Origin of the sequence: Streptomyces sp. NPDC088147 (assembly GCF_044741565.1) — a bacterium.
Taxonomy (GTDB): domain Bacteria; phylum Actinomycetota; class Actinomycetes; order Streptomycetales; family Streptomycetaceae; genus Streptomyces.
Genome location: NZ_JBIUSY010000002.1, coordinates 487,619 through 507,404 on the forward strand (window position 1 = coordinate 487,619; position 19,786 = coordinate 507,404).

Sequence of the window (19,786 nt, forward strand, 5' to 3'; positions counted from 1 at the left end):
CGATCCGATCAGTCAGTCCTCCATGAGCCGGCGCGGTCCCGGCCCGTGCGCGGCCAGTTCGTCGCCCGGGTTGGAGAGCACGCACCGGTCCAGCGACAGACAGCCGCAGCCGATGCACTCCGCGAGGTTGTCGCGCAGCCGTCGCAGCGTACGGATGCGCTGGTCGAGGTCGTCCCGCCAGCATTCGGAGATCCGCGCCCAGTCCTCGGGGGTGGGCGTACGGTCCTCCGGCAGCAGCGCCAGCACGTCGCGGATCGTGGCGAGCGGGATACCGAGGCGTTGCGAGGTACGGATGAAGGCGACCCGGCGGAGCGTGTCCCGGCTGTAGCGGCGCTGGTTCCCGGTCGTACGGCGGCTGCTGATCAGCCCCTCGCGTTCGTAGAAGCGCAGCGCGGAGGGGGCGACGCCGCTGCGTTCGGCCAGTTCACCGACGGTGGCTTCCTTGGCGTTCCAGGCGAGATGCGTCATGACGGCCAGCCTAGCTTGACCTGAACCATGGTTGAAGTATGACGCTCCTCCTATGGACCTCACCACGCGGGAATCCGCGATCACCGCCGTGCCCGGACACACCGAGAACGAGGGCAGGCTCCGGCTCGCCGTCATCCTGGGCAGCAACCGCGAGGGCCGCTTCGGCCCCGTCGTCTCCGACTGGTTCCTGTCCCGCGCCGCCGAGCGCCAGGACTTCACCACCACGTTCATCGACCTCGCCGACACGGATCTGTCGGCCCCCCTCTCCTCCCGGCCGGGCCCCGCCGTACAGGCCGAACTCGACAAGGTCACGCCGGTGCTGGCCGCCGCCGACGCCTTCGTCGTCCTCACCCCCGAGTACAACCACTCCTTCCCCGCCGCCATCAAGGCGCTGATCGACTGGCACTTCGTCGAATGGCAGGCCAAGCCCGTCGGCTTCGTCTCCTACGGCGGGATGTCCGGCGGACTGCGCGCCGTCGAGCAACTGCGCCAGATCTTCGCCGAGATGCACGCCGTCACCGTCCGGGACACGGTCTCCTTCCACAACGCCCACGCGCACTTCGACACCGAGGGCCGGCACCGGGACCCGGCCGAGTGCGACGCCGCCGCGCGGACGCTGCTCGACCGGCTCGCCTGGTGGGCGCTGGCGCTGCGCGAGGCCAAGTCAACCCGCCCGTACGCCGGTTGACGGCGGCCCGTCCGCCCCGCCCATCCACGTCGAACACGGGGGACACAAGAGATGCCTGTCCTGACACGCCTGCTGGGCCACCGGCTGCGCCCCTACGCGGGGACGCTCGCCCTGGTCGTCCTGCTCCAGCTGATCCAGACGCTGTCCACGCTGTATCTGCCCACCCTCAACGCCGACATCATCAACAACGGTGTGCTGACCGGCGACACCGGCCATGTGCTGTCGACGGGCGGGGTGATGCTCGCCGTCACCCTGCTCCAGATCCTCGCCGCCGGGGCGGCCGTCTACTTCGGGGCCCGGGTCGCGATGGGCGCCGGCCGCGATCTGCGGTCCGCCGTCTTCTCCCGGGTGCAGGACTTCTCCGTACGGGAGATGGGCCGTTTCGGCGCCGCCTCGCTGATCACCCGGACGACCAATGACGTCCAGCAGATCCAGACGCTGACGGCCATCGGACTGACTGTGCTGGTCGCGGCCCCGCTGACCTGTGTCGGCGGGATCGCCATGGCTGTCAGGCAGGATGTGCCGCTCTCGCTGCTGCTGCTGATCTTCGTACCGATGCTCGGCGGCTGTCTCGGCCTGATCGTCCGGCGGATGCCACCGCTCTTCCAGGGCATGCAGCGCCGTATCGACCAGGTCAACCGGATGACGCGGGAGCAGATCACGGGGGTACGGGTCATCCGGGCCTTCGTGCGCGACACGCACGAGCAGCGGCGGTACGCGGGGGCCAACCAGGAGCTGATGGCCGTCGCCCTGCGGACCGGCCGGCTCACGTCCGTGATGCTGCCGACGGTCATGCTGGTGTGGGAGCTGGCGACCGTCACGATCATCTGGGCCGGCGCCCATCGCCTCGACTCGGGGGCGTTGCAGGCCGGTTCGCTGATCGCCTTCCTCAGCTATCTGATGCAGATCCTGATGGCCGTGATGATGACGGTCTTTCTGCTGATGCAGCTGCCGCGTGCGGCGGTGAGCGCCGAGCGCATCCGGGAGGTCCTGGAGACGGAGCCGTCCGGGGCCCAGGTGGCGGGGGCTCAGTTGTCCGGGGTTCAGGCGTCGGGGGTTCAGGCGTCGGGGGTTCAGGCGTCGGGGGTTCAGATGTCGGGGGTTCAGCCGTCCGGGGTCCGGCCGTCCGGGGTTCAGCCGTCCCGGGCCGGGCTGGGCATCCGGGGCGGGCTGGAGATCCGGGGCGGGCTGGAGATCCGGGGCGCCGGATTCCGTTACCCCGGAGCCGAGGAGCCCGTGCTGCGCGCGGTCGACCTGACCGCGCGGCCCGGCCGTACGACCGCCGTCATCGGCTCCACGGGCAGCGGCAAGACCACCCTGCTCAATCTGGTGCCGAGACTGCTCGACACGACCGAGGGCGAGGTACGGATCGGGGGCACCGACATCCGGGCCATGGACCCGGCCCTGCTCGCCCGTACGGTCGGATTCGTACCGCAGAAGCCGTACCTCTTCTCCGGAACGGTCGCCTCCAACCTTCGGTACGGGAAACCGGACGCGACCGACGACGAGCTGTGGCGGGCACTGGAGACCGCGCAGGCGGCCGGTTTCGTGGCCGCGCTGCCGGAGGGGCTCGACGCGCCGGTCGCCCAGGGCGGCGGCAATCTCTCCGGCGGACAGCGCCAACGCCTCGCCATCGCACGGGTACTGGTGGCCGGCCCCGAGATCTATCTCTTCGACGACTCGTTCTCGGCGCTGGACTACGCCACCGACGCGGCGCTCCGGGCGGCACTGGCCGGAGCGACCTCGGGAGCGACCGTGGTGATCGTCGCCCAGCGCGTCTCCACCATCCGCGGCGCCGACCGGATCGTGGTCCTCGACGAGGGCCGGGTCGTCGGCACCGGTACCCACGAACAGCTCATGCGGGACAACGACACCTACCGGGAGATCGTCCTCTCCCAGCTCAGTGAGGAGGAAGCCGCATGAGCGCTCCGGAACGCCGGGGGCCCGCGCCGCAGCGTGGCCCCGGTCCGGTCGCGGGACCGTCCCTCGAACGCTCCCTGGACTTCCGCCGGTCCGCCGTCCGTCTGCTGCGGACGATGGCGCCCGAACGGGGGCTGCTGCTGGGCGTGCTCGCCGCCGGGACGGCCGCCGTCGCGCTCGCCGTCGCCCTCCCGAAGATCCTCGGCCACGCCACCGATCTGGTGGTCTCCGGTGCCGGTGGTCCGTACGGTGTCGACTATCCGGCGGTGGCACGGGTCCTCGTCGTCGTCCTCTCCCTGAACGCCGTCTCCGCCGCTCTCAGCTGGGCGCAGACGCGGCTCACGATGGAGGTCGTCCAGCGGGCCGGTTACCGGCTGCGCGAGGAGGCGCAGACGAAACTGTCCCGGGTGCCGCTCACGTACGTCGACGAGCAGCCGCGCGGCGAGATCCTCTCCCGCACCACCAATGACATCGACAACATCGTCCAGACCATGCAGCAGGCGCTCGGCCAGATGGTGCGCGGAGTGCTGACGCTCGTCGGCGTGCTGGCGATGATGTTCTGGATCTCACCGCCTCTGGCGCTGATCGTCCTGGCCACCGTGCCGGTGTCGGTCCTGGCGGCGGTGCGGATCGGGAAGCGCGCCCAGCCGCGGTTCGTCGCGCAGTGGGCCGTCACCGGCCGGCTCAACGGCCATGTCGAGGAGATGTACAGCGGTCACGCCGAGGTGCTGGTCTTCGGCCGGAAGCGGGAGGCCGTCCGCACCTTCGAGGAGCACAACGAGGAGCTGTACGAGGCGAGTTTCCGGGCGCAGTTCATCTCGGGGGTGATCCAGCCCGCGCTGAGCTTCGTCGGCAATCTGACCTATGTGCTGATCGCGGTGGCCGGCGGGCTGCGGGTCGCCTCGGGGACGCTGTCCATCGGCGATGTCCAGGCCTTCGTCCAGTACTCGTACGAATTCAACGGACCGGTCACCCAGCTCGCCTCCATGGCCAACCTCCTCCAGTCGGGCATCGCCTCCGCCGAGCGGGTCTTCGAACTGCTGGACGCGGAGGAGGAGGCGGCGTCCCCGGCAGCCGACGCGGACGCGGACGCGGACGCGGACAAAGACACAGACCCAGGCACAGGCACAGACGCGGGCGCAGGCACAGACGCGAGCACAGGAACAGGCGCAGGCGCGGGTGCGGGGGCGGGCACAGGTCCTGGGACGGTCTCGTTCGAGAAGGTGTCGTTCCGGTACGAGCCGGCGAAGCCGCTCATCGAGGACGTGTCGCTCGTCGTGGAGCCGGGCCAGACGGTCGCGATCGTCGGGCCGACGGGCGCGGGCAAGACGACGCTGGTCAATCTGCTGATGCGGTTCTACGAGGTCACGGGCGGCCGGATCACGCTCGGCGGCGTCGACATCGCGCGGATCCCGAGGGAGGAGCTGCGGTCGGGGATCGGCATGGTCCTCCAGGACACCTGGCTCTTCGGCGGGACGATCGCGGACAACATCGCGTACGGCGTCCCCGGCGACGTCCCGCGCGAACGCGTCGTCGAGGCGGCCCGCGCCACGCACGCGGACCGGTTCATCCGTACGCTCCCCGACGGCTACGACACGGTCGTGGACGAGGAGGGCGCGGGACTCAGCGCGGGCGAGAAGCAACTCCTCACCATCGCGCGGGCGTTCCTGGCCGAACCCGCCATCCTGATCCTGGACGAGGCGACCAGCTCGGTGGACACCCGCACCGAAGTCCTCATCCAGCGGGCCATGTCGTCCCTGCGGGCCGGCCGTACGAGCTTTGTGATCGCGCACCGGCTCTCCACGATCCGGGACGCGGACGTGATCCTGGTGATGGAGAACGGCGCGATCGTCGAACAGGGCTCGCACGACGAGCTGCTGGCGGCCGAGGGCGCGTACGCGCGGCTGTACGCCTCGCAGTTCGCCGCCCTCGCGGTGTAAGGTCCCCCGGCCCTCCACCGATCATCCGGAACGAGAAGGAGTCCCCTCGTGTCGCTCCCCGAGTGTCTGACCGTGCTGACCACGACCGACAGTGCCGACAAGGCGGAGCGGCTCGCCCGGGGCGTGATCGAGGCAGGGCTCGCCGCCTGCGCCCAGATCTCGGCGCCGGTCACCTCCGTGTACCGCTGGCGGAGCGCGATCGAGACCGGCGAGGAGTGGCAGGTCCTCTTCAAGACCACCGCGGCCCGATATGACGCGCTGGAGGCCCATCTGAAGGCGGCCCACGACTACGAGACACCGGAGATCATCGCCACGCCGGTGGTACGGGGGAGCGCGGAGTATCTGGCGTGGATCGCCGAGGAGACCGTCGCACCATGAGGCTTCCGTTCTTCGTCTACGGCACGCTGCGGCCCGGCGAGCACAATCACGACCTGTACCTGCGCGGGCGCGTGGCGGCGGAGGAACCCGCCAGGCTGGCGGGAGCGCTGCTGTACGACGGCCCCGGTTATCCGTACGCGATCGAGGCCGCCGGTACGGCCGCCCCTGGCACGGTCGGCCCCGGTACGGTCGGCCCCGGTACGGCCGCCTCCGGAGCGGTCGCCGCCGGTGCGGTCGTCGGCGAGCTCGTCACGGCGAAGCCGGGGGAGTACGCCGGACTGCTCGCCGTACTGGACGAGTTGGAGGAGTACGCGGCCCCCGAAGATCCGCGCAACCTGTACGTACGGGTGGCCCGCGACGTCCTGCGGGCGGACGGCACCCCGGCCAGGGCATGGGTGTACTTCGCGGCGCCACGCGTCGCCCGCGCGCTACGGGCACGCGGACGCCTGATCGCGGACGGCGACTGGCTCGCCCACGTCCGCCCGCGCTGACCGGGCCCGGGTGGTGGCCGGGACCGGCCGGTGGTCGGCGCGGCGGACGTCAGCGGGCGCCGCCGCCGGCCGCCAGAGCCTCGGTCACCCCTGTCTCGGCCGGTCCGAGAAACATGGGATCCGGCCGGAGCACCGCCTCCGCCGCCGCCTTCCCCGAGGCGAACACCTCCCGTATCCCGCCGTAGTACCAGGTCGCGTTCCGCGGCTCCGCGACACCGACGCCGTACGACTCGACGCCCGCCGCCCCGCAGAGCGCCACCGCGCGCCGGACATGGAACCCCTGTGTCACCAGCACCGCCCGGTCGACGCCGAATATCTTCTTGGCCCGCACGCAGGAGTCCCAGGTGTCGAACCCCGCGTAGTCGCTGACGATCCGGTCGTCCGGCACTCCGAGCCCGACCAGATACGTCCGCATCGCGTCCGGCTCGTCGTACTCCTCCCGGCTGTTGTCCCCGGTCACCAGCACGACCTTCACCTTGCCCGCGTGGTACAGCTCCGCCGCCGCGTCGAGGCGGTGCGCGAGATACGGGGCCGGCCGGCCGGACCGCAGCCCGGCCCCGAAGACCACGGCCACGTCCCGCGCCGGCGCCTCCGCGACCGTACGGATCCGGCTGTCCGCGACCGCGTGCATCCATGTCGCGGGCGCCAGCCCGAGCACGCACCCGAGCATGACGGCCTGCACGAGGTGTCTCCTGCGGCGCTGGGTGAGCCGGAAACGCCACGGCCGGGCCTCTCCCGGCCGCCATGACCGGCGTTTCAGCCGCAGAGCGCGCAGTCTCGGCACACGCGGGCGCGGCATACGCAGCCGTGACGCACCGGGCCTTGGCCTGCGCGGGCGCGGCATACGCAGGCGTGACAGCTTCGGCAGTGGCATGGTCCCCCCTGGGTGGTCCTGGACTCCTCGTTCAGCCCGCTCTCTGCTCAGTACGACGATCGACGGCGCCGATCAGTTCGCGGATATGTCCGGTGGCGCCGGTGTCCAGGCGGCCACCAGCAGCGATTCGGTCGCCGCCGACGCGTAGACCGCCGCGGACAGCCAGGCCAGGGCGAAGCCGCCGGGGTCGGCGGGCAGCAGCCGCCCCAGCACGTCATGGCGGCGGTCCGCCGCCGCTTCCGTCAGCGCCTCGACCCGCCGCGCGCCGGTGGTGAGGCCCACCGCCCGCAGCCGACGCGGCAGTTCGTCGTCCGCGGACGCGGCCGTCACCGCGCGACCGCCCGCGACCGCGCGGTCCACGGTCCTGCGCAGCAGGTCCAGTTCGACGGGGAGCGCGGGCGGTGCCCCACCCTCCGCCGGCCCTGACGCCACGGCCGGTACGGCCGGTCCTGACGCTACAGCCGGTCCTGACGCTACGGCCTGTCCCGACGGTACGGCCGGTCCCGCCGCTCGTCCCGCCCGTTCCGCCGGGATGTGCGAGCGGTTGAGCAGGCGCAGCCCCAGATCCGCGCGCACGGGCTCCCCGTCGTGGCCGGTCCAGGACGCCGCGAGCACCCGCACCCGGTCGGGCCGGTCCGGCACGACCCGGGCGATCAGCCGCAGCGCGAGCCCACGGCGGCCCGCGAACAACGCGAGGTTCTCGGCGTAGGGGAGTTCCGGCCGCTCGTCCGGCGCCGCCAGCCGCAGTGTGGGACCCGCGGCCACGGCGAAGCCCGTGCCGGTGACGACGCCGTCGAGGAAGAGCAGATCGCCGCCCGCCCCACGGGCGTCGGCGGGCTCGGACAACCAGGCGAGTGCCGACGCCAGTTGTTCGGCGGGTGGCCGCTCCCAGAGGGCGGCGAGCGGCGCTTCCCGCCAGCCCGCGCCCGCGGCCCGTACGGACCGTACCGCTCCGCCGCCGCCGATCCGGCCGTCCGGCGAGACCGTGGGCGCCGTGAGGATCACCCCGCCGCCGTCGCCCAGCTCCCGCAGCCCGAGCGCGCAGCCGCCGGGCACCGGTGACCCCGAGGCCTGGAGCGCGCGCTCCGGTCCGCCGGGAGCGACGTCCGAGAGCGTACGGAGCGTGCCGTCGGGGGCGAGCGCGTAGACCGTGGCGCCCGCGTATCCGGACGCGGTCACCACCGGCTCGGTGAACAGCCCGTACAACCGGAGCGGCCCTTCCGGCCGGTAGTCGCGGCGGGCCGGGGAGAGGGCGGCGGCCGGGCGGCGCACCAGATCCAGCAGCTCCGCCAGCTCGCCCGACAGCCCGGACAGCCGGAACCCCGGGTCGTCGGAACGGGCCTCGCCCAGCAGCCGGGCGATACGGACCGCCGTACCGGCGGGCCGGTACAGCCCGGCCAGTCGCGCCGAGTGGGCGGCATGGAGCAGCTCGGCGCGGTGGACCACGCCGGAGCCGGAGACGCCCGCGACCAGGACGGCGGTCACGGCCTCCCGGAGCGCGTCGAGGGCCTTGGACTGGGCCGGGTTCAGGGCGGGTTCGGCCGCGCCCCCGGCTGTCGACGCCGGTGCGGCTGCTCCCGCTTCGCCCGGTCCCCCCGCTGTCTCCCGTCGCTCTCCGCGCTCCCCTGCCTTCTCTTCCTCCCCTGCCGTTTCCTCTTTCTCTTCTTTCTCTTCTTGCTCTTCCGTTTCCTCCTGCTCGACCGCGAGAGGGGCGAAGGACAGGACCGCCGCGCGGTGCAGACAGGCCGGTGCCAGCAGACAACTGCACACCGCGTCCTCCGGGGCGGCCACGATCCCGGCCGTGACCCTCAACGTCACGGCCGTGTCCTCGGCGACCCGCACCAGGACGCCGTCCTCCGCCGCCTCCACCGGCCAGCCGGCTGCCTTCGCCACCGCTCCGTCCACGCGTTTGCGCAGCCGCGCGGGCAGCAGATCGAGCGCCCCGGCCGCCACTTCGGCGGTCACCGGCGGCAGTACGGTCGCGGAATTCGCCGCGGAATCCGTCGTCATCGGCGCGCACCTCCTACGCGTTCGCCGACCCAGCGGGCCAGCTCCAGAGGGCTGAGCGCCGCCACCGGCATACCCGCCCCCACCAACTGGCCCGCCACACCGGCCGAATACCGTGGCCGGCCCTCGTCGTCGAGTGAGGCGCAGCCCAGGACATGACAGCCCGCGTCGACCAGCGCCCGTACCTCCGTGAGCAACGGGGAGACCGGGCCGCCCTCCTCGAAGTCGCTGATCAGCACGACCAGCGTGCGGGACGGCACCGTCACCAGCTCACGGGCGTGGCGCAGCCCGCGCGCGATGTTCGTACCGCCGCCGACCCGGACCTCCAGCAGCAGACTCAGGGGATCGTCGACCTGGTCGGTGAGGTCGAGCACCTCGGTGGAGAACGCGACGAAGTGCGTACTCACCGCCGGGACACCGGCCAGTACGGAGGCGGTGAGCGCGGCCCAGACCGTCGACGCCTCCATCGAGCCCGAGACATCGACGACCAGCACCAGCCGCCAGTCGGCCGCCTTGCGGGCGCGCGTGCGGAAGACGGGCTGTTCGGGCAGGACCGTCACCGCGCCGGTGTCCGGATCACGGCGCGCGGTCGCCAGATTCGCGCGCAGCGTACGGGCGAGATCCAGCGGCCCGCCGGGGCGGCGGGTCGGGCGCGGATGGGAGAGACCGGTGAGGGCGGGGCGCAGCCGGTTGGCCAGCGCCTCGGTCAACTCGGCCACCAGCCGGGCCACCAGGGGCCGCAGCCGGGCGAGCTGATGCTCGGGAAGCCCGCCGGCGTACGAGAGGACGGTACGCAGCAGCTCCACCGACGGCCGTGCCGACGCCGGGTCCAGCTCCAGGGCGGCGTCGAGCCGTCCCGTATCCGCCGCGGCGGCGAGCACCTCCTCCCGTACGCCGGGCCCGAACAGCGCGGACAACTCCTCGGACCAGGAACGGACATCGGGGTACGACGCGCCGTCCCCGCCCCGCGAGCCGCCCGCGTCACGCTCCTCACCGCGCTCGCCCTCGCCCCGCCCGTACCCGTACAGCTCATCGAGCGCACCGGCGATCCGGGCGGCTCCACCGGTGAGCTGCCGCCCGCGCCCGAGCAGCAGCCGCCACCGCTCACCGGGGGTGAGCGCGAGGGCTCCCGCCGCGTCGTCGCCCCCACTGAGGGAGCCCCCACCGAGGGAGCCCCCGCCGAGGGAGCCGTGGCCGACGGCGTCGTGGCCGGGCGCGCCGGAGCCTCCGGGCGCCGCCTCCGCCGCGTGGGCGACGTCACGCGCACGCGCCGCGTCAGGCGCGTCCGCCGGAGCAGCGGCGTCCAGCCCTCGCGCCGCCAGGGCCTCGCGGCCCGCCAGATCGGCCGCGGCCAGCAGCGCCAGTGCCGCCGGATCCGACAGCGCCCCGGGGAGGGCGCCCGCGGCGAGGCCCGTGCGGTCCTCCACCGTGGCGAGCAGCCGGGAGCGGGCCGCCGGGGAGAGCGTGTCGAAACCGGCGCGCAGCGAGGGCAGCCGGTCCAGGAAGCCCCGGTCGGGCAGCGCCTCGATCCGCTCCAGCAAGGGATCGAGCGCGCGGCCGGTCTCCAGCAGCGGGCCCGCCGCGAGCAGCGTCCCGCGCAGGAATCCGGCCAGGTCGGTGCGGAGCTCGGGGGTCGTCGCGCTGTCCACGCGGGACGCCAGACGCGTGCCGAACTCCGCCGCCTCCCGCAGCCCCAGCACCACCCGGGCCGCCCCCGCCGCGCCCCGGATCAGCGGCGTCGCCCCGGCGTCGAGATGCTTCAGCGCGGCATCGAGCCGGAACCCGCCCGGCGCCGCCGCCCGGTCGGCCAGCGAGACCAGGGCGCGTGCGTCGGCCGGGTCGGTGGAACCGGCGAGCCCGTCCAGCGCCCGGACCCCGGCCGTGGCCAGCTCCTCGTACGCCGCGCCGAGCGCGTCCCGTTCCCACCCGGCGGGCAGCCCCGGCAGATGGCCCGATCCGATCCGGTCCAACAGGGCGAGACCGGTGAGCAGTTCGGGCAGGGTGCCGGACGCGGGCAGCAGCCCGGCGGCCTCGGAGAGCCGCTCGGCGGCGAGCACGGGCAGTCCGCACCGCGCCGCGTCCTCCAGACCGGACAGCACCTCGGCCGCGGTCGGCCCGCCGCGCTCGCGCTCCGCCGCGCGCCGCCCGCGCAGCATCCCGGCCGCCGCCTGTTCGAGCGTCACTCCGTGCACGCCCGCCACATCGAGCATCGCGGCGGTCGACGGAGACCAGGCCACGGCCCAGCGGGTGGTCAGCGGGGCGGCGTCACCCACACCCGCCACCTCGCCCTCCTCCCCGTACGGGACACGGCAGACGGCGAGCCGGCGCAGACACAGCTCACGGCGCCGGTCCAGATCGCCGCGGTGCGCGTCGAGACGCAGCTCCCGGCGGCCCGGCGCGGCCGGGGTGGGCAGCGACAGGCCGCCGAGCAACGCCTCCACGGCCGGCCCGAGCCCCGAACGCGGCGTGCCCGGCGCGAGCCTGCCCTGCCGCGTGCCGACCAGCACCCGTTCCATGGCGGCGGCCACCACGCGGCCCCGCCCGAACAACCGCCCCTGCGTCAGTACGGTCTGTGCCGCCTCGGCCAGCTCACCGCGCCCGGCGGCGGGCAGCCCGCGCAGCGCCGCCAGGTCGCGCGCGACCCGGACCAGTTCGCGGGCGTCGGCGGGCCCGCTCGGATGCCCGGCGTCCCGTACGGCCGCGCAGATCCGTACGGCCGTCGACGTCAGCAGATCGTCCAGCGACGCGGGATCGCCCGCCGCGAGATGCACACCGCGCTGCCACTCCGGGTCGCGGATCCCGGCCGGATAACCGGACCGCTCGTCCAGCAGCGCGTACGAGTACGGCACGAGCGAGGTGACGACGGCAGCCCCGGCAGCGGGCCTGGCGGCGGGCACGGCTGCCGGGTCCGGCGGTACCTCCCCGGGGCCGGACCCGGCGGCGCCCGGCAGCAGCGCGGGCGCGTGGAAGGCGCCGATCACGGCCGCCGCCCGGCGGCCCCCGCGCTCGGCCAGCCGGCGCCGCATGTTCGCCTCGCGCCGCAGATCGTGCGGATCGACCGCGCCGGTGTCCGACCGCAGGGCCCAGCCGACCAGCAGCGCGGCCCGCCGCAGCGCCTCGGGGCCGGAACCGGGCGCCTCCGCCTCGACAAGCCGGTCCCACAGATCGTCCCCGGGCCGCCCCCCGGCCCGCGCCCGCAGCGCGGCGGCCAACGCCCCACCGGCCCAGGCCGGTCCACCGGACTCACCGGCCGGGGCCGGTCCACCGGACTCACCGGGACCGTCCGGTCCATGGGACTCACCGGTCCCGTCCGCCCCGGCGTCCGCCTCCGGGGCGGGCTCGCGCGCGGTCAGCGGCAGGTCGAACGGAACGACCTCCACCCCCGCCTCCCGCGCCCAGCGGATCGCCGCCAGCTCCGGCGAGAACTCCGCGAACGGCAGGAACACCAGCCCACCGCCCGCCCCCTCGCCCCGGCCGCCCGCCAGGGCGACCGGGGGCACCGTCGCCGGATCGGCGAGATACGGCAGCCAGGGGGCGAACTCCTCGGGCAACTCGACGAACAGCACCTCCGGTGCCGCCTCCGCGAGCATCGCCGGTACGGCCGCCGCCAGCGCCGGGGAGTGGTGCCGCACCCCGATCAGATACGGCTCCCGGCACCCGGCCAGCCCGGCCAGCGCCCCGGCAGGCCCCCCGTCGCCGCCCGCCGGTCCATCACCCGCGCCACCCGCCGGCGTGCCACTCGCCGGCGTGCCACTCGCCGGCGTGCCACTCGCCGGCGTGCCATCCGCCACGCCCCCCGGCTCATCCCAGCTCATCGCGCAGCCCCCACAGCGTCCGCCACAGCGGAGCGCCCGCCTCCGCCCGGCGGCGCACCGGGCCGTCCCAGTACCCCAACAGCCGTGCGTGGTCCGCCGGATCGTCCTTGCGCACCGTCCCGAGCAGATGGCCCGGCAGCGTACGCAGGACATCGCGGCCGTCGCCGAGGTACGCCGCGCCGAGCCCCATCGACGTCGCCACATGCACCGCCTCCGCCGTCGACATGACCGTCGAGGGGCGCTCGATCTCCCAGCCCTCCGCGCTCCGTCCCGTCCGCAGATCACGGAACGCGGTGACCAGCGCCTCCAGCACCGTGTCGTCCACGGAGAACGCCGCCCCGCCGCGCGCCAGCGCCGCCGTCGCCTGCCCGCGCACCAGCTCGGTCTCCACGTCGAGATCGCCGATCGGGCCGACCGTCTCGAAGTTGAACCGGCGCTTCAGGGCGGCGGACATCTCGGAGACGCCCTTGTCGCGGAGGTTGGCGGTGGCGATCAGCGTGAAGCCGGGCACGGCGTGCACCGTGCTGTCCCCGCCCTCCCCGCCCGCCAGTTCGGGCACGGACATGCGGCGCTCCGACAGGATTGAGACCAGCGCGTCCTGCACCTCGGGCAGACAGCGCGTGACCTCCTCGACCCGGGCCACCGCGCCACGCGTCATGGCCGTGAGGACGGGGGAGGGCACCAGGGCCTCCCGGCTCGGCCCCTTGGCCAGCAGCAGCGCGTAGTTCCAGCCGTAGCGGAGCTGGTCCTCGGTGGTGCCCGCGGTGCCCTGCACCGTGAGCGTGCTGCTGCCGCACACCGCGGCGGAGAGCAGCTCGGAGAGCATCGACTTGGCGGTGCCCGGCTCACCGACGAGCAGCAGTCCGCGCTCGCCCGCCAGCGTCACCACACACCGCTCCACCAGCGCCCGGTCGCCCACGAACTTCCGTGACACGACCAGCTGTTCACCCCCGGCCGACCGCAGCGTCTCGCCGTCGGAACCACAGACGAACAGCACCACCGCGCGCGGCGTCAGCCGCCATCTCGGCGGGCGCGGGCCCTCGTCGTACGACGCGAGGAACGCCAGCTCCGCCGCGTACCGGTCCTCCGGCAGCTCCAGCTGCCGCCCCGGCTCCTGCCCCGGCTCCCGCTCTTCCGCCGTCATCTCCGTCACCGTCATCGTCTGCCTCCCCGGCCGCTCCGGCCCTGGAACTCCTCGAACCCCGGTACATCGCCCTCGACGACCCGCCGCCAGGCGGCCCGGTACAGCTCCGGCACCGGCCGGTCGGGCACCACGTAGAGCGGCTGGTCCCACGGCAGCAGCGCCGTCTTCCAGCTCTCCGCCGGCAACCGCGGCGTCTTCTGCTCCAGCCAGCCGCCCGGCAGGAACAGCGAGCGGCCCGCCCGCGCGCGCTTGGCCTCCACCACCAGGTCCGTGGCGGCCAGTTCGGCCCGCGCCTTCTTCAGCCGGGCCGGCTTCCACCCCGTCCACTCGGCCTGATGACGGTCGGTGGGATCGGGCAGCGCGAGCAGCATCAGATAGAGCACGGCGGCGTCCTCGGAGAGCCCGAAGCGCTCCATCGCCTCGCCCACCAGCTCCGGCGCGCCGAGCCGCGGATCCTGCGGGTGACCCGGCGGGCCGTCCGCCGTGACCAGCTCCATGAACTCCGCGCCGAGCAGCGTCCGCAGCGCCCGCAACTGCGGAGCCGCGCCCGCCGTCGCCGCCAGCAGCCTCAGATCCGGATGGTCGGGACCACCCTCGCCCCGGTCCCGGCCGTCCGCCCCCTCCGCGGGCAGTACGGCCGAGGGCCGCACCCACACCGTCTCCCAGCGGTTTCCGTACCGCGAGGGTGTGAGCACCAGCGCCGGTGACAGCTCGAACAGGTCCTTGTCTCCGGCGCCACGCTCCGGCGCCAGGCCATGGGCCTCGCGCAGCCGCCCGGACACGGGGTCATAGGCGGAGTCCCGGTCGACCCCCAGATGCAGCAGCAGACCGGGGTCCGCCAGCCGCTCCCGCAGCATGCGCGCGGTGACCGGCAGGAAGGCGCGCAGCGGGTCGCCGTACGGCAGCCGGTACGCGAGCCAGCGCAGCGCGTCGACCGTGCTGCCGAGCGTGCCCCCGGTCAGCAGCAGCCCCGGCTCCACCGGCTCCAACTCGCCGTCGGTCATGCGCTGTTCGGTGCGGCCGGTCAGCTCCTCCCGCCACTCGGGGTTCAGCGCGTCCAGCACGGAGGTGCCGCCGCCCAGCTCGGCCACCAGCCGCCTGATCAGCGAGGGCGGCAGAGGCCGTCGCCTGCCTCGCGCCGCGATCCACGCCTCCATCAGCGGTTCCAGCGCGAACCCGGTGGTCCACAGCTCCGCCACCCGCTCAGCGGCGGCGGGCAGCAGCAGCCCGCTGAAGGTCCGCCGCTCGCCGACGCTCAGCGCGTCGAGCAGGGCGAGCCCCACCTCCACCTCGGCGTTCTTCGCGCCCAGCGCCTCCAGATACGGAGCGGGCAGCACGCCGTTGCCCCGATAACCGCTCATCCCCGGCGAGCCGAGCTGGAGCAGGGCGCCCGCGGTCGTGACGATCCCGACCCGCTCGGCGAACTCCACGGCCTGCTCGGGGCGGTACGGCAGCGGGCCGCGCTCCCGTATCAGCTCCAGGACCCGGCGCACCACCGGCGCCCGGACCGGATCGTCCGCCGCGCCCAGCACCTCGGACTCGATGAGCGCGCACCCGTCCCAGCCGCCGAAGGCCCCGGCCGGGTCGTACTCCACGCAGTGCCAGTAGGCGTCCTTGTCCTCGGACCGCAGTTGGCCGAGGATCACCAGCCGTCGTGCCCCCGCGTGCCGTATGTCACCGGCGAGCTTGCTCTCGTCGCTGCCGGGGATCCGCAGCTCCACGGCGCGCAGCCGTCCGCGCGGATCGATCAGCAGCGCGTCACCGTCCGCCTCGACGGTCAGCGCCGCGTCGAGGAACTCCATGAGCGCGGCCCGGTGTTCGCCGGAGGTGGCGGGTGAGGCGGCGCGCAGCGCGAGCGCCGCCATCCCGGCTCCGGCCAGCGTCACCCACCCCTGCCTCGTCCGCTCGACCGGCGTGTGCCCCGGGACCGCGGCCGGTGCCAGCGCATTTTGCAGCAGCCGGAGCTGTTCGAGAACCGTCGCGGTCTCGTGGGACACGTAGTGGTAGAAGTACGGGTACGTCGACACGGCGAAGCCCTGGAACGCCTTGCCCAGAACGGTGTCGTGGGCGTGCAGGACCTTCTCCTCCTCGCTCTCGGAGCCGGGCCTGCTCGCCGCGCGTTCGGCGAGCGTGGCGATACGCCCGCTGTGGCGCGCCGCCTCGTCCACCAGTCCGGCCACACCCGCCACCAGCCCGGGGTGGGTGATGTCCGGCAGCAGCCGGCGCACGGCCGCCTCCGCCTTCGTCCCCTCGGCCACCGAGGCCAGCAGCGCCCGTGCGTCCGCCTCCGTCACCGCGCGCAGCGCGGCCGAACCCCGCTCGTCACGTGTCCGCAGCGCGTGCCAGTGCGCCAGCGGCGCCACCAGCGCGGTGCCCGCCGCGTACGCGCCACCCCGGCCGCCGTCCTCGAAGCGCGCGACCTGGACGCCGTCGGCGTCGTACAGGGAGACCGAGGCGCCGTATCCACGGCTCTCGCGCGGATACAGCGAGGTGCCGCCGGGCAGCCGCAGCGGCGGTACGGGAATGCCGTCGGAGAGATGCTCGACGCGCGCGCCGGCCGGCACCGGCACGGCGGGGCTCCGGCTTCCGTCCACCGAACAGGCCGTGAGCGTCCCCTCCTTGGGGTCGTACGTCACCCACCAGCCCAGCAGCCCGTCCTTCGTGCCGAACGGGGAGGACTCCAGACCGGGCTGTACGGGCAGCAGCCGGCAGGCCCGCTCCAGCAGCCGCACGCCGCCCCCGGCGAGGGCCGAGTCGAAGAACGCGGGCACCGAGACCCGGCCCCTGCGGGCCGATTCCGGGTCGTACTCCCACCACTGGTTCTCGTGCAGCACCCATACGGAGATACCGTCCGAGGCGACCGGGCGGCGCTCCGCCGCGAACGAGGTGTCGCCCGCGTACACCGGCCGCCCGCCGTAGCAGCGCCCGCCGTCGGGCAGCTCGAACGATGGCGTCTGGGCGTCCGTCCAGTGGTCGTTCAGCTCGCCCTTGGGCGTGAACACCTCGGCGGGACGGCCCGACCACACGGCCCGCCGGTCGTCGCCGTACCCGTTGGCGATCAGCCACTGGCCCCCGGCGTAACGGATCGTCATCGCGTCCCAGGAGCGCGTCGAGGCCGTCGGGGGAGTCAGCGGGCGCTGGTCGAGCACGGCCGTCGGCCCGACCGCCGCCACCTGCGTACCGACCCGGACGAGCAGGGCGGGCCAGGAGTCCCGCATCTGGTACCACGCGTCGGCGCGGTGGCCGTAACGCTGTCCCGACGCCTCCACGTCGACCGTGCCGAGCCCCGGCAGCGCCTCCTCAAGCGCGGGCCAGCCCAGCTCGTCGAGAATGCCCGCCCGCAGGGTCCTGGCCAGGGCGGGAGCGGGCGAGACCGCCGTGATGCGGCGCACCGCCTCCGGCGCCGTCGCCAGCACGGACGGCGAGGAGAAGCGGCTCAGCCGCCGCAGCAGGGCGTCCAGACCGGGCAGTCCGAAGGGCTGTGACAGATCGTCGGCGCGGTCGGCCAGCCAGCCCACGAGCACGGCGCGCAGAGCGGGATGGTCCGCGATCCCGCCGAGCAGCTCCGTGGCGTCACCGCTGTCGGCCACCGCCTCCACACCCGCGCGCAGCAGCCGCGTGAACCGGGGATCCGCGGTCAGCGCGACCAGATCCCTGCGCCCCTCGCGTTCGTCCGTCAGCCAGTCGGACAGATCGATCTTCGACGCGCCCTCCGGGGGCCCGGCGACCGGTACGCCCCACGCGAGACACGCGTCGAGCAGGTCCAGGTCCGCCGTCATGCGCCGGCCGTAGCCCCTGAGCAGCCGTACCGGCGTGCCGTCGGCCACCAGCCGCTCCACCAGCCGTTCCACCAGGGCCAGTTCGGCTTCGAGGCGTACGGTGGTCCGCCAGCCGCGCTGCCGGTGCCTGGCCCAGGACGACAGCCACTCGGCGGCCGGAACCGTCCCGTCCACCAGCAGCTCGACCGCCCCGCACCGGTCGAGCAGCGCCAGCCAGGACGCGTCGAACTCCTCGGGCTTGTCACCGCCCGTGGCGGGCAGCAGCGTCAGCAGCCGCTCCCGTACGGAGCGGTCCTCGGCCGCGATGGCGGCCAGGGCCGGCAGCGCGGTCTTCCAGAAGCTCCCCGCCGCGCGGTTCATCGGACCGGTGTGGACGATCTCGGCGAGCAGCGACCGCTCCTCGGCGTCCGCGTCCAGACCGGCGCCCTTCGCGAGGCGCCGCAGATCCTCCAGCATGCCCGCGTACGGGGCGAGCCCGGCCGCGCACCGCTCCAGCGACACCGCCCTGAACTGGCCGTACGCCTCGGCCGCCGACAGCCGGACCGTCAGGGCCTTGGCGTGCTCACGCAGCGCCTTGCCGGTCAGCGCGCCCGCTCCGGCGAACTCCAGGAAGACCTCGCGCAGCCGCTCCTCGTCCACCTCCAGCGCGTGCCGCTGCTCGGCCGCCCGCGCCTTGCCGAAGAACACCGAGGCCTGCTGCCGGGATTCGACGGCCAGGAAGAGCCGTGCCACCTGCTCGTAGTAGGTCGGCAGGAAGTGCGGGACGGACCGGTCGAGGCGCTCGCCGATCTCGTCGAACCCCTCCTTCGCCAGCCCCGGCTTGGTGGCGACGAGTCGCGTGAGCCGCTCCATCTCCTTGACGACGGCCAGCGCGTGATGGCCGTTGGCGGGGTCGTTCACCAGCGCCCAGGCCGGGAATCCCAGCGACTGCCGCTTCACCCGCCCGACCTCGGTGACCTCGGCCTCGCCGAACCCCAGATACTCCAGGGCGAGATCCTCGGCCGCCCCGATCGCCCCGGGGACCAGCCGGACCACCGCGCGCCCGTCCAGCGCGGGATGGCCGTACGAACGCGCCGTCAGCACATCGCCCCCGGCACCGCCGAGCGGCAGCACCGCGCCCGCCTCCAGCAGGTCCCTCTCCAGCCGCTCCCGCTCCGTGAGGCTCGCCCGCGCGGACTTCCCGGCCGCGGCCCCGTCCGCCGTGGTTGTCCCACCCGCCGGTGTTCCGTCCACCGGCTGCCCGTCCGCCGGTGTCCCGCTCAGGGGTCGCATGTCGCTCACAGCGCCTTCTCCTCGTCGCTCTCGACCACACGGCCCGCGTACACCAGCGCGGCCATCCGCTCGCCCTCCGACCAGGCGACCGGCCCCACTTCGGCGAGCGGCAGCCGCCGCCCCGCCGTGTCACGCCACTCCAGCGAGCCGGTCAGCGTCTCCGAGTCCGGGTAGTCGTCCCCCAGCCAGTACGCCGCCTCCAGCTGCCGGCCGTCCTCCACCAGCGGGCACACCGCCTGGCCGCCGCGCACGCGGTACCCGAGCGAGACCGCGCGGGCCGTGGCATGCCGCAGCTGCGCGAACTTCCCGTCGGCGTACGCCCGCCAGTCCTGGGCCGTGCCGCCCGCACCGGCGTCCCCGGCCGGCTCCGGCCGCCGCCACACCTCGCGGAACAGCTGCTCGGCGCCCTGCTCGACCCCCAGCTCCGCCGCGAACTCCCGCAGCTCCGCCAGCTCTTCGAGCAGCACCGGATGCGGGATCAGCACCGTTTCCACCGCCGCCGCGTCCAGCCACACCGAGTCACCGTCCAGATCGACGATTCCCAGCCCCCGCGCCGGATCGGCGTCCCGCAGAAATCCGGCGTGTTCGGTATCCGCCGAGCCGTCCGCCGCCACCGGGGCCACCACGAGATCCCGCAGCGCCGACTGCCAGGCCGCGTCCGGCCACACCCGCGCCAGCAGCGCCACCGGCACCGGCAGCGAGCGCACCAGCCAGGTGTCCACCTGCTCCTTGCACTCCCGTTCGTGCCGCTCCAGCCACTCCGCCAACTGCCGCAGCCGCACGACTTCCGCGTCGTCCTTGAGCTTCGGCGGCACCTGTTTCAGCGTGCGCCCCGCGGCGTTCCGGCACAGCACGCGCGTGCCGTCCAGCGCGACGGCATACCCGCCCGTTGTCTCGATCCAGCCCATGGCAGGACCCCTCCCCGACCTTCTGGTTCCGAACTGCCATCACACTAAGTGAGGGGTCTGACAACGCCCCCACGCCGATGGCGAGGTCGTGGAGAGCCACCG

The 19,786-nt window shown here is 74.1% G+C and carries 12 protein-coding genes; 5 read left to right on the plus strand and 7 right to left on the minus strand.

What is annotated here, in order from left to right; translation table 11 throughout:
- Positions 1–12: 12 nt before the first annotated feature.
- Positions 13–468 (minus strand): redox-sensitive transcriptional activator SoxR, encoded by a 456-nt coding sequence (soxR, locus tag ACIOGX_RS07460; protein ID WP_356506604.1) that lies wholly within the window; start codon positions 466–468, stop codon positions 13–15.
- Positions 469–520: 52 nt separating this feature from the next.
- Between soxR and ACIOGX_RS07465 the strand changes: the two genes are divergently transcribed.
- From ACIOGX_RS07465 to ACIOGX_RS07485, 5 genes are read left to right on the plus strand one after another with little or no spacing between them, the layout of a single operon-like run.
- The gene (locus ACIOGX_RS07465) at positions 521–1,156 is read left to right on the plus strand and encodes an NAD(P)H-dependent oxidoreductase (protein ID WP_356506606.1); all 636 of its coding nucleotides are present in this window, start codon (positions 521–523) and stop codon (positions 1,154–1,156) included.
- Positions 1,157–1,207: 51 nt separating this feature from the next.
- A complete protein-coding gene (locus ACIOGX_RS07470) occupies positions 1,208–3,079 on the plus strand; it encodes an ABC transporter ATP-binding protein (protein WP_401911060.1) in 1,872 nt (623 codons plus the stop codon).
- Positions 3,076–5,016, plus strand: coding sequence for an ABC transporter ATP-binding protein (locus tag ACIOGX_RS07475; protein WP_401911063.1), 1,941 nt, complete (start codon positions 3,076–3,078; stop codon positions 5,014–5,016). Before ACIOGX_RS07470 ends, ACIOGX_RS07475 begins: the two co-directional genes overlap by 4 nt.
- A 48-nt stretch (positions 5,017–5,064) precedes the next feature.
- On the plus strand, positions 5,065–5,394 hold the full coding sequence (cutA, locus tag ACIOGX_RS07480; protein WP_401911066.1) for a divalent-cation tolerance protein CutA: 330 nt from the start codon (positions 5,065–5,067) through the stop codon (positions 5,392–5,394).
- Positions 5,391–5,885 (plus strand): gamma-glutamylcyclotransferase family protein, encoded by a 495-nt coding sequence (locus ACIOGX_RS07485; RefSeq protein WP_401911069.1) that lies wholly within the window; start codon positions 5,391–5,393, stop codon positions 5,883–5,885. Before cutA ends, ACIOGX_RS07485 begins: the two co-directional genes overlap by 4 nt.
- A gap of 49 nt (positions 5,886–5,934) precedes the next feature.
- On the opposite strand, the gene ACIOGX_RS07490 is transcribed toward ACIOGX_RS07485, so the two are convergent.
- The 6 genes from ACIOGX_RS07490 to ACIOGX_RS07515 all read right to left on the minus strand — a co-directional run bounded on the left by ACIOGX_RS07490 (position 5,935) and on the right by ACIOGX_RS07515 (position 19,684).
- Positions 5,935–6,729 carry a vancomycin high temperature exclusion protein gene (locus ACIOGX_RS07490; protein ID WP_401912007.1) on the minus strand — a complete coding sequence of 265 codons (795 nt, stop codon included), beginning with the start codon at positions 6,727–6,729 and terminating at the stop codon, positions 5,935–5,937.
- Between the two features lie 102 nt (positions 6,730–6,831).
- The gene (locus ACIOGX_RS07495) at positions 6,832–8,769 is read right to left on the minus strand and encodes a hypothetical protein (RefSeq protein ID WP_401911072.1); all 1,938 of its coding nucleotides are present in this window, start codon (positions 8,767–8,769) and stop codon (positions 6,832–6,834) included.
- Positions 8,766–12,557 carry a DUF5682 family protein gene (locus ACIOGX_RS07500; protein ID WP_401911074.1) on the minus strand — a complete coding sequence of 1,264 codons (3,792 nt, stop codon included), beginning with the start codon at positions 12,555–12,557 and terminating at the stop codon, positions 8,766–8,768. The genes ACIOGX_RS07495 and ACIOGX_RS07500 overlap by 4 nt, the downstream gene beginning before the upstream one ends.
- A gap of 10 nt (positions 12,558–12,567) precedes the next feature.
- On the minus strand, positions 12,568–13,740 hold the full coding sequence (locus ACIOGX_RS07505; RefSeq protein ID WP_401911077.1) for an AAA family ATPase: 1,173 nt from the start codon (positions 13,738–13,740) through the stop codon (positions 12,568–12,570).
- Positions 13,737–18,785 (minus strand): hypothetical protein, encoded by a 5,049-nt coding sequence (locus tag ACIOGX_RS07510; RefSeq protein ID WP_401911080.1) that lies wholly within the window; start codon positions 18,783–18,785, stop codon positions 13,737–13,739. Before ACIOGX_RS07510 ends, ACIOGX_RS07505 begins: the two co-directional genes overlap by 4 nt.
- Complete coding sequence (locus ACIOGX_RS07515) at positions 18,782–19,684, minus strand: DUF4132 domain-containing protein (protein ID WP_356506622.1); 903 nt, start codon at positions 19,682–19,684, stop codon at positions 18,782–18,784. The genes ACIOGX_RS07510 and ACIOGX_RS07515 overlap by 4 nt, the downstream gene beginning before the upstream one ends.
- Positions 19,685–19,786 lie beyond the last annotated feature (102 nt).

Bases quoted from the DNA above. Each gene is read 5' to 3' on its own strand.
- ACIOGX_RS07485 (WP_401911069.1), top strand. From the start codon at position 5,391: ATGAGGCTTCCGTTCTTCGTCTACGGCACGCTGCGGCCCGGCGAGCAC.
- ACIOGX_RS07505 (WP_401911077.1), bottom strand. From the start codon at position 13,740: ATGACGGTGACGGAGATGACGGCGGAAGAGCGGGAGCCGGGGCAGGAG.
- ACIOGX_RS07515 (WP_356506622.1), bottom strand. From the start codon at position 19,684: ATGGGCTGGATCGAGACAACGGGCGGGTATGCCGTCGCGCTGGACGGC.
- ACIOGX_RS07465 (WP_356506606.1), top strand. From the start codon at position 521: ATGGACCTCACCACGCGGGAATCCGCGATCACCGCCGTGCCCGGACAC.
- soxR (WP_356506604.1), bottom strand. From the start codon at position 468: ATGACGCATCTCGCCTGGAACGCCAAGGAAGCCACCGTCGGTGAACTG.
- ACIOGX_RS07470 (WP_401911060.1), top strand. From the start codon at position 1,208: ATGCCTGTCCTGACACGCCTGCTGGGCCACCGGCTGCGCCCCTACGCG.
- ACIOGX_RS07475 (WP_401911063.1), top strand. From the start codon at position 3,076: ATGAGCGCTCCGGAACGCCGGGGGCCCGCGCCGCAGCGTGGCCCCGGT.
- ACIOGX_RS07495 (WP_401911072.1), bottom strand. From the start codon at position 8,769: ATGACGACGGATTCCGCGGCGAATTCCGCGACCGTACTGCCGCCGGTG.
- ACIOGX_RS07490 (WP_401912007.1), bottom strand. From the start codon at position 6,729: ATGCCGCGCCCGCGCAGGCCAAGGCCCGGTGCGTCACGGCTGCGTATG.